Origin of the sequence: Sulfurimonas sp., from assembly GCF_014859695.1 — a bacterium.
GTDB lineage: Bacteria > Campylobacterota > Campylobacteria > Campylobacterales > Sulfurimonadaceae > Sulfurimonas.
Window position 1 is genome coordinate 1 of the sequence record NZ_JACUTS010000171.1, and the last position, 1,689, is coordinate 1,689.

Sequence of the window (1,689 nt, forward strand, 5' to 3'; positions counted from 1 at the left end):
AAGAAAGGTAATGCAAATGCTTACTATCACAGACAAGCAAATTTTTGGGCAATGTATGACACTACGGGAGGAAGATGGTAATGATAAAAATATTTTTAGCCTTTGTTGTATTAGCTGGGATTGCGAGTGCTACAGAGGTAACACTATGTCAATTTAAAAATGGTATAGGATATGCAAACAGTAAAGTTATATGCGAAGAAAAATCTTACACAACAATTCAAGACATGTATGCAGAGGGTTGGAGGTATAAAGGAACTTTTGAAATTAAAGATGAAGCTTATTTAGTCATGGAAAAGGAAAATAATAAATGAGACCAAAAAGTTCTTTATTGGCTATTTTAGCAACATTTATGTTCTCTGGATGTGTGACCTCACAAACTCCACAAGTTGCAAATATAGATAAATTAGATAGCTTTAGAGACTATATTTTTAAAAAAAGATCGAATGAGAGCGGCAACTATGATCTTGTCGCAACAACAGTACATAAAACTCTACTTGAGTTAAGAGTGTTTAACGAACCAACTTCAACAGCAGATGCTACAGATGTTTTAAAGGTACTAGATGATGCAAAAACTTACTGTAGTGCAAAAGGCGGCAATCTAATCTACGGAGATGGTTCTATAACAGCAATTGAAAATTTACCAACGGCATTTAGCTTTGATTATATTGCTTACAAAAATGATATGCAAAAACAAGAATCTGGAAAATTTGATGGCTTTTTAAAATGCACTAATTCACAAGACAATTTTGAGATAGAGTATATGGTTGATAATGTTGATTTGAAAAGAGATTACATGATAGATGGAGGATATATGCAAACCTATTCAAGATATTTTTTAATCAATCATAAAAAACCTCAAAACGATAATCAAAAAACTTGGCAAAATGGAAGTAAATACAGCAACTATGCAAAAGATAAGAGCATTAAAGAAGTTTTAGCTTTAGAAAATAATACAATTCCTTGGAAATATGAGAAGGCAAGTGGAGCATATAAATATTGCACTCTCAACGGTGGAATGTTTTTAGTGAAAAATCAAATCACAAAAAATAAGCCAATAAATATTGATGAATATTTAATCCAAAGAGCGAACTCAATGAATGAGAGCCAGTTGGAGTGTTCAGAGAGAAGAAAACAAGGCAAAGGGTGCTACATCATGTCTCATTACACTTTTACAGATAATGATAAGCTCTTTTGTAAAAATCCAAATAATACTGATCAAGAGTTTACATTACAGCATCAAAATGATTCACTTGTTTATAAAAATGCTTTAGAAAAGTTTTGATAGAATAAAGAATAATAAAACAAGAAGTATCAAATTACTTCGCTTGATGGATAAAAGATGCCGTTTTTATTGCTTTTAATTGCACTGTTTATTTTTGCGTTACTTCGTGGAGAGCATGATGCGTCGTTTGTTATTTTGATGATGATTGTTGTTGCACTACTCGTAACATACTATAAACCGTTTAGAGACTCTTTGAGAGAGTTTTTTTAGGAGGTATTTATGTCGGCTTTAGAAATTGCACTTCTTCCCTTAGTACTTTTTATAAAAAATAAATAAACTCTTCCTTTTTGTTTCTAAAATTACTGCTTTTATAAATTAATATTTTATAAAAATACATAAATTGAAAACAAACCTCTTGCTTTTGTTTTAAAAAATAGCTAAAATATAAATTATGAATTTACAAAATG

At 30.4% G+C, this 1,689-nt stretch carries 3 protein-coding genes; all 3 read left to right on the plus strand.

The genetic code is table 11. From position 1 onward, the window contains the following. Positions 1-80 precede the first annotated feature (80 nt). Genes IBX42_RS12420 through IBX42_RS12430 form a run of 3 tightly spaced genes read left to right on the plus strand, consistent with a single transcriptional unit; the run spans position 81 to position 1,492 of the window. Positions 81-311, plus strand: coding sequence for a hypothetical protein (locus tag IBX42_RS12420; RefSeq protein ID WP_294933245.1), 231 nt, complete (start codon positions 81-83; stop codon positions 309-311). Then, a complete protein-coding gene (locus IBX42_RS12425) occupies positions 308-1,282 on the plus strand; it encodes a hypothetical protein (protein ID WP_294933246.1) in 975 nt (324 codons plus the stop codon). The genes IBX42_RS12420 and IBX42_RS12425 overlap by 4 nt, the downstream gene beginning before the upstream one ends. 57 nt (positions 1,283-1,339) lie before the next feature. Next, entirely contained in the window at positions 1,340-1,492 is a 153-nt protein-coding gene (locus tag IBX42_RS12430) for a hypothetical protein (protein WP_294933247.1), read from the plus strand. Positions 1,493-1,689 lie beyond the last annotated feature (197 nt).